This window comes from Anaerovibrio sp., assembly GCF_024697385.1.
Classification (GTDB): Bacteria; Bacillota; Negativicutes; order Selenomonadales; family Selenomonadaceae; genus Anaerovibrio.
On sequence record NZ_JAILFV010000043.1, the window covers coordinates 1 to 6,706 of the forward strand.

Annotated in this window: 8 protein-coding genes and 1 tRNA gene; all 9 read left to right on the plus strand. The window is 42.7% G+C overall.

Going from position 1 to position 6,706, the window contains the following annotated elements; translation table 11 throughout:
* The first annotated feature begins 229 nt into the window (after nucleotides 1-229).
* The 9 genes from K6C05_RS02180 to K6C05_RS02220 all read left to right on the plus strand — a co-directional run bounded on the left by K6C05_RS02180 (nucleotide 230) and on the right by K6C05_RS02220 (nucleotide 6,376).
* Entirely contained in the window at nucleotides 230-589 is a 360-nt protein-coding gene (locus K6C05_RS02180; RefSeq protein ID WP_296730778.1) for a hypothetical protein, read from the plus strand.
* A 158-nt stretch (nucleotides 590-747) separates the two neighbouring features.
* Nucleotides 748-825, plus strand: a tRNA-Arg gene (locus K6C05_RS02185).
* 217 nt (nucleotides 826-1,042) lie between these two features.
* Nucleotides 1,043-1,681, plus strand: coding sequence for a TetR/AcrR family transcriptional regulator (locus tag K6C05_RS02190; protein WP_296730779.1), 639 nt, complete (start codon nucleotides 1,043-1,045; stop codon nucleotides 1,679-1,681).
* Between the two features lie 90 nt (nucleotides 1,682-1,771).
* Nucleotides 1,772-2,959: a putative heme d1 biosynthesis radical SAM protein NirJ1 gene (gene nirJ1 / locus K6C05_RS02195; RefSeq protein ID WP_296730780.1), complete on the plus strand. Its 1,188-nt coding sequence runs from the start codon at nucleotides 1,772-1,774 to the stop codon at nucleotides 2,957-2,959.
* Nucleotides 2,959-3,951, plus strand: a complete 993-nt coding sequence (gene nirJ2 / locus K6C05_RS02200; protein WP_363317153.1) for a putative heme d1 biosynthesis radical SAM protein NirJ2 — start codon at nucleotides 2,959-2,961, stop codon at nucleotides 3,949-3,951. Before nirJ1 ends, nirJ2 begins: the two co-directional genes overlap by 1 nt.
* Nucleotides 3,952-3,979: 28 nt before the next feature.
* Nucleotides 3,980-4,786, plus strand: a complete 807-nt coding sequence (locus tag K6C05_RS02205; RefSeq protein WP_296730782.1) for an HAD family hydrolase — start codon at nucleotides 3,980-3,982, stop codon at nucleotides 4,784-4,786.
* Nucleotides 4,787-4,799: 13 nt separating this feature from the next.
* Nucleotides 4,800-5,651, plus strand: a complete 852-nt coding sequence (locus K6C05_RS02210; protein ID WP_296730783.1) for a histidinol-phosphatase — start codon at nucleotides 4,800-4,802, stop codon at nucleotides 5,649-5,651.
* A gap of 148 nt (nucleotides 5,652-5,799) precedes the next feature.
* Entirely contained in the window at nucleotides 5,800-6,057 is a 258-nt protein-coding gene (locus tag K6C05_RS02215) for a type II toxin-antitoxin system Phd/YefM family antitoxin (RefSeq protein ID WP_363317152.1), read from the plus strand.
* Between the two features lie 40 nt (nucleotides 6,058-6,097).
* The gene (locus tag K6C05_RS02220; RefSeq protein WP_296730786.1) at nucleotides 6,098-6,376 is read left to right on the plus strand and encodes a type II toxin-antitoxin system RelE/ParE family toxin; all 279 of its coding nucleotides are present in this window, start codon (nucleotides 6,098-6,100) and stop codon (nucleotides 6,374-6,376) included.
* Nucleotides 6,377-6,706: the final 330 nt, after the last annotated feature.

Sequence of the window (6,706 nt, forward strand, 5' to 3'; positions counted from 1 at the left end):
GCTTTAAGATGTCCCCTTCCTCTTTAGGTGGGGGAAAACAAACTACAACAGCTGGCGAGCATATCTCCCAGCTCGTTGAAACGCTAATTGGAAGATTTTTCTTCTAAAGAAGAAAAATTTGAACAATGGCGTTATAACGAGGTATATATCAGCTGTTAGTGGCAGCGTATTTATCATTAATGGATAAACCGGGCTGAACTGAAATAGTGTGGGAAAGGGAGGACTTTTAGTGTCATTTGTTGTTACCAAACTGATTACAACAGAGGAAAGTATTGACTTTTATCTGCTGGGCAGTTTTTCAGATATGAAGAAGGCAGCTGATGTAGCTGTAGAGGAGTATAAGGATTATAATAAAAAGGCATCCTTTGTCAATCTTGAGATGGTCCATGAATGGCTCAGTACAAGGGGAGAATATTCCTTCAGACAGGACAAAAATAACAGGATCCAGCTGGATATAAGTGTTACAGAAGAAAATCAGACTGTGCAGGCGGAGCATCAGAAGATTTTTTCCTGTACCGGGAGTGACAGGGAATTCCTCAAGCTCAGCGAGAGCATTTGCCCGGACGGTGTTAAAAAGGCTGAGCTTTAACTTGCCCCTGCATGGGATACAAAGCTGGTGTCCTTGGGGAAAACGCTGATTGGAATATTTTTCCTGCGGAGAAATTTGAACAATGGCGTTATAAAAAATTTGACAAACATACTGTATTGCGTTAGAATAATCGTGCTGGTTGATTAGCACCGGCATATGACTCAGTAGCTCAGCTGGATTAGAGTACTTGACTACGAATCAAGGGGTCGGGGGTTCGAGTCCCTCCTGGGTCACCATTGTTTATTAAGGGCGAAGCACTTGCTTCGCTCTTTTCGTTTATGCTATACTTTAGTGGCTGGGAAATATGAATCTGATTCATGTTTTTGCCTTATGTTGATGCGTACTGAAAATTCAGCCCCTGGGGTGATTGTTAAGTAGGCTTGAGACGGTGGGGAAATCTGACTTAATTCCAGGGGAGAGAAGAAACCTGAACAAGTCTTTAATATGTGATTATTGGCATCTTTTGAGGAGGATATCATGACAGTTCAGCAGGAAAAATGTGGAAAGCGGGAACAGAAAAAAATCAAGGCCCGTAATGAGATATTAAATGCAGCAGTGGTGCAATTTTCTGAAAAAGGCTTTATAGAAACCTCCATAGCTGACATTATGAATGCGGCAGATATGGGACTGGGCACATTTTATAATTATTTTTCTTCCAAGGAGGATGTGCTGAGGAATCTGCTCAACAGCTTTTCGGGAACTTTATCCTATGAATTGAAGAAGCTGGTGGAGAATAATTCCACCAGCAAAACAATATTGACTGAGATGGTCATGCACACCACCAGACTTGTAAGTAAAAACAGATATTTGCTGCCATTATTGTTTACGGGAGCAATGGTCCATACTAAGCCAAGGGGCGATAAATCGGTTGATATGCCAGCACCGGAATTTATGGGGACCTTTCTGCGTATAATAAAGGATGGTCAGGAAAAGGGCGAATTCCGCAAAGATGTTACTGCAGAAATAATTTCAGAAATGTTTCATTCAATGTTTCAAACGGCAGCTTTCAGCCACTTGAAATTTTCCTTTGAGGAAAATATTGAGATGAAGCTGAGATTGCTGATAGATGGAATAAGTGTCTGTGGGAAATAAGTGTGATGCCTGTTGCCGGCAGGGAATTGTGTGACCCTGCTTATGTGGCAGTTTCGCCAGGTAAATACCAGAATATATTAGGAGAGTAAAATGATCAGTGTTACAAAATTGTTATTCGCCAGGGAATATTTTGGGGATTCCCTCAGGTATACCAAGGGGGCTCATTTAGCAAAAAATGGGGCTGGTAAGGGAATAGGTCCTGTGGTGGTGTGGAATTCCACCAAAACCTGTAATTTGAAATGTCGGCACTGTTATATGAATTCGGACAGCAAAAAATATCAGGATGAGCTGACCACAGAAGAAGCCAAGGCATTTATAGATGATTTGGCTGATTTTCATGTGCCGGTGCTGCTGTTTTCCGGTGGGGAACCACTGATAAGGCCGGATTTTTTTGAGTTGGCTGAATATGCCCAGCATAAGGGGGTGCGTCCTACATTGTCTACCAATGGTACGCTTATTACCCGTGATGTGGCTCAGCGTATCAAGGATATAGGCGTAGGATATGTAGGGATATCACTGGATGGACTGAAGGATGTAAATGATAAGTTCAGAGGCTGTGAAGGCGCTTATGACAAGGCCATGGCGGGCATTCAGAATTGTGTTGCCGTAGGTCAACGGGTAGGGCTGAGGTTTACCATCAATCATCATAATATCCAGGAATTGGACAATATTTTCGATTTCATAGAGCGTGAAAATATCAATCGTGTATGTTTTTATCACCTTGTATATTCCGGACGGGGTAATGCCATGATGGACGAGGATGTTACTCCTGAGGAATCTCGAAGGGCTATGGACATTATTATCCGTCGGACCAGGGATTTTGAGGAAAGAGGACTGGAAAAGGAAATCCTGACTGTGGATAACCATTGTGATGGTGTATATATGTATCTCAAGGCATTGGCCGAGGGCCATGAGGAATTGGCGGAGCAAATAAAAAAATATATTTCCATGAATGGTGGCAACCGGTCGGGAATAGCCTTTGGTGAGGTTGATCCTTTCGGCTATGTTCATCCTGATCAGTTTACCCAGCATCATACTTTTGGTAATGTGCGGGAGAGAAAGTTCAGTGAAATATGGACTGATACTTCCCACCCAATCATGGCAGGACTCAAGGACAGAAAAGGTTTATTGAAAGGCCGTTGCAGCCGTTGTAAGTTCCTGGACAACTGTAACGGAAATTTCCGGACCAGGGCTGAGGCTCGCACAGGCGATTTCTGGGAATCTGATCCTTCCTGTTACCTTACAGATAAAGAGATCGGTCTCGAAGGAGGGGTATGATGATTGTTTCGTGGAATGTGACAAATGCCTGCAATATGTACTGTGATCATTGTTATCGTGAAGCCGGATGCCGTGCTGAGGAGGAATTATCAACTCAGGAGGCCAAGACCTTGCTGGAGCAGATTGCCAGGGCAAATTTTAAAATAATGATTTTTTCCGGTGGGGAACCATTGCTGCGTCCTGATATTGTTGAACTGGTGGCATATGCTTCTAAATTGGGGCTGCGTCCGGTATTTGGCACCAATGGTACCCTTATCACCCTGGAAAAGGCTCGGGCACTGAAGGCGGCCGGGGCCATGGGTATGGGGATTTCATTGGATTCAATGGATATTCAGAAGCATGACAGCTTTCGAAAATTTGAAGGAGCCTGGGAAGGTGCCGTGAGAGGGATGCGCAATTGCCGGGAAGCAGGCTTGCCATTTCAGATTCATACCACAGTGATGGACTGGAACAACCATGAGCTGGAGGCCATTACCGATTTTGCAGTGGCTGAAGGTGCAGTGGCACATCATTTTTTCTTTTTGGTTCCGACCGGACGGGCCAAGACCATAGAGGCAGAATCTCTTCGGGCTGAACAATATGAAGAGACATTGACCCGTATTATGAAGAAACAGACTGAGGTGGATATTGAATTAAAGCCTACCTGTGCACCACAGTTTATGCGTATTGCTGCCCAGATGGGAATAAAGACAAGATTCCGTCGTGGATGTTTGGCAGGTACTGCATATTGTATTATCAGTCCCCGGGGTAAGGTGCAGCCATGTGCTTACCTGAACATGGAGCTGGGGGATGTTCGTGTTACTCCTTTTGATGAAATATGGAAAAACAATCAGGTGTTGAATACACTTCGCACACTGGAATATAAGGGCGGCTGTGGTGCATGTGAGTTTAAGCGGGCCTGCGGTGGCTGCCGGGCAAGGGCTGCTTATTATAACGATGGGGATTATATGGCGGAAGAACCTTGGTGCTTATACCATGGCAGAAAAGGCTGAAAAGTGATATAGTGTTATAGGTGGGGTTATGATAAGGATTATTTTTTCTGATATGGATGGAACTTTATTGGATGAAAATGGTAATCTGCCGTCTGAATTTGGTGAAGTTATGCTGGAACTTAAACGGCGGGGAGTAATTTTTGCGCCTGCCAGTGGGCGGCAATACTTTGCCTTACTGGAGCAGCTGGCCCCATACAGGGACGATTTCATGTTTTTGGCGGAAAATGGAGCCTTCAGTGTATATAAGGGACAGGAGATTTGTTCGAGCCCTATGGCAGCTGATGATATCAGACAGATTATTGCAGCTGCTGACGCTGCTCCAGGTATTTATCCGATTTTATGCGGCAAGCGTAATGCTTATGTTCGTGAAGAATGGAATCCATATATTGGCGAGGCCAGAAAGTATTTCACTCATAGCATTGTTGTAGACGATTTTGAGAGCATAGATGATGAATTTATCAAGGTAGCACTGTGTGATTGTGACCGGGCTGATGCAGAACATAATATTTTGCCAATAATGAAGAAATGTGTGCCTGATCTGCAGGTTTGCCTGAGTGGAAATTATTGGGTTGATGTATTGAATCCGGGAGCGAACAAAGGCTGGGCCATCAAACAGGTACAGCAGCAATTCGGTTTTAGACCTGAGGAATGTGCCGCTTTTGGCGATTACATGAATGATTATGAGATGATGAAGTCAGTGTATTACAGCTATGCCATGGACAATGCATATCCGGAAATCAAGGATGCTGCCAGATTTGTGACAAAAAGCAATATTGACCATGGAGTAATATACCAGATAAAGGAATTAATGGCGCAGGGACTTATTGGAGAATAAGGAGAGCAATATCATGAAATATGATTACCATATGCACTTTGAAAAGGGAGATTATGATGTGGACTGGGCCAAGGGATTCTTTGAGGCAGCTGCCAAAAGAGGCCTTGATGAAATAGGAATCTCGGAGCATAGTCATACCTTTCCTGAGTTTAAGCAGCTTTATTATGATGATTTGATTTTGGATGATTCATTTGTTGGACGGTTTCAGCAGCAGTGGCTGAAAACTAACAAGTTCAAACACACACTGGACGACTATTTTGAGTTTATGGAAAAGCTCAGATCAGCTGGCTACAAGGCCAGAACAGGTATTGAGGTATGTAACTTTCAAAATCAGGAGCAGGTGGCTGAGATATTAAAGGAGTATGATTTCGATTATATTATCGGCTCCATACATTTTATCCGTGGTTGGGCCTACGATTCTGAAGAGATTATGTCAGAGTGGAACCATCATTCGCTGGATGATATTTACGAGGCGTACACCCAGGAAGTAGAGCATATGGTTGCCAGTGGCCTGTACGATGTTTTGGGGCATCCGTATAATATAAGGCTGTATCGGATTATTCCGTCCTTTGATGCAACGCCGTATCTGGAGCGGGCCATTAAGGCTATCAAGCAGGCAGATATGTGTGTGGATGTAAATACCGGGACAGTATACAGGTATCCTATATCTGAAATAACTCCATACTATAAATTCATGAAGCTGGCAAAAAAAGCTGATTTGCCTATAATTACCAGTTCTGATGCCCACAAGCCGGAGGACTGCGGCAGCTACATTGACGAAGCCATTGACTACGTGAAACGCTATGGCTATACCCAGGGGGTAATGTTCGACAAGCGCAAGCGAACCCTGGTAGATTTGGGATAAAATTAAAAAGCTGTTGCACATGGATAGCATCTTGCTTCCTTGTGCAGCAGCTTTTTGCGTATGGTAGTAATATAAATCATTGTGATGTGGCTAAATTTTGGATATAATTTATATATAAATATGGCTATATTGCGTTGGGGGTGAAATTATGCAGATAGTTCCAATGAGAGATTTAAAAAATACTGTAGAGATAGAGCGAAGATGTGCTGAGTCAAATGAGCCTGTGTTTGTTACTAAGAATGGTTATGGCCGGTTGGTAGTAATGGATATTGAGTATTATGAGCGTTTAGTGGGCAAAATAGATGAGGCACGTATGATAAATGAGGGTATAGCTGATTATGAAGTAGGGCGTGTCGTAGATGGTAAAAAATCTCTTAAAAAGATGAGGGATAAATATGGCATCTGAAAAGTATGATTATGTATTGACTGGCACTGCCTAACCAGACATTGATAACGTACTTTCTTATATTTCAATTAACTTGGGAAATGTTGTTGCGGCTAAAGCTTTAGCAGATGAGTTTATCGATCAGATTGACAAATTTTGTCTGGAACCTAGAGCTGGGAAGGTTGTAGAAAATGAGTTTCTGAAACGTGATGATGTGCGCTATTTTTTGGTAAAAAACTACATTGCTTATTACATCGTTGATGATGTTTCTAAGAAAATAGTTGTATTGAGATTTGTTTATGGGAAAAGTAATCAGGATAGTATTTTAGGCGGCATGTAGAATAAATAAGTAGAAGACAACATATAACGAGCTTTAAGATGTCCCCTTCCTCTTTAGGTGGGGGAAAACAAACTACAACAGCTGGCGAGCATATCTCCCAGCTCGTTGCGACACGAAGTTAGACAATATGTAATGACCTCCACTTTGTAGCAACGTGGATTTACCTGTATACTAAAGATGATAAATCATAGGGTAACAGGGATTACCGCATACAAAAGGAGGTCACTATATGAATAATACCACAATTTTCGTAGGAATGGACGTACATAAGGAAAGTTTTACTCTATGTGAATACCAGCTCGAAACAGAAAAAGCATCACATTTCAGACA

What these genes read in the sequence shown, in the direction of transcription:
- nirJ1 (WP_296730780.1), top strand. Translation starts at nt 1,772, where the DNA reads ATGATCAGTGTTACAAAATTGTTATTCGCCAGGGAATATTTTGGGGAT.
- nirJ2 (WP_363317153.1), top strand. Translation starts at nt 2,959, where the DNA reads ATGATTGTTTCGTGGAATGTGACAAATGCCTGCAATATGTACTGTGAT.
- K6C05_RS02205 (WP_296730782.1), top strand. Translation starts at nt 3,980, where the DNA reads ATGATAAGGATTATTTTTTCTGATATGGATGGAACTTTATTGGATGAA.
- K6C05_RS02210 (WP_296730783.1), top strand. Translation starts at nt 4,800, where the DNA reads ATGAAATATGATTACCATATGCACTTTGAAAAGGGAGATTATGATGTG.
- K6C05_RS02215 (WP_363317152.1), top strand. Translation starts at nt 5,800, where the DNA reads ATGCAGATAGTTCCAATGAGAGATTTAAAAAATACTGTAGAGATAGAG.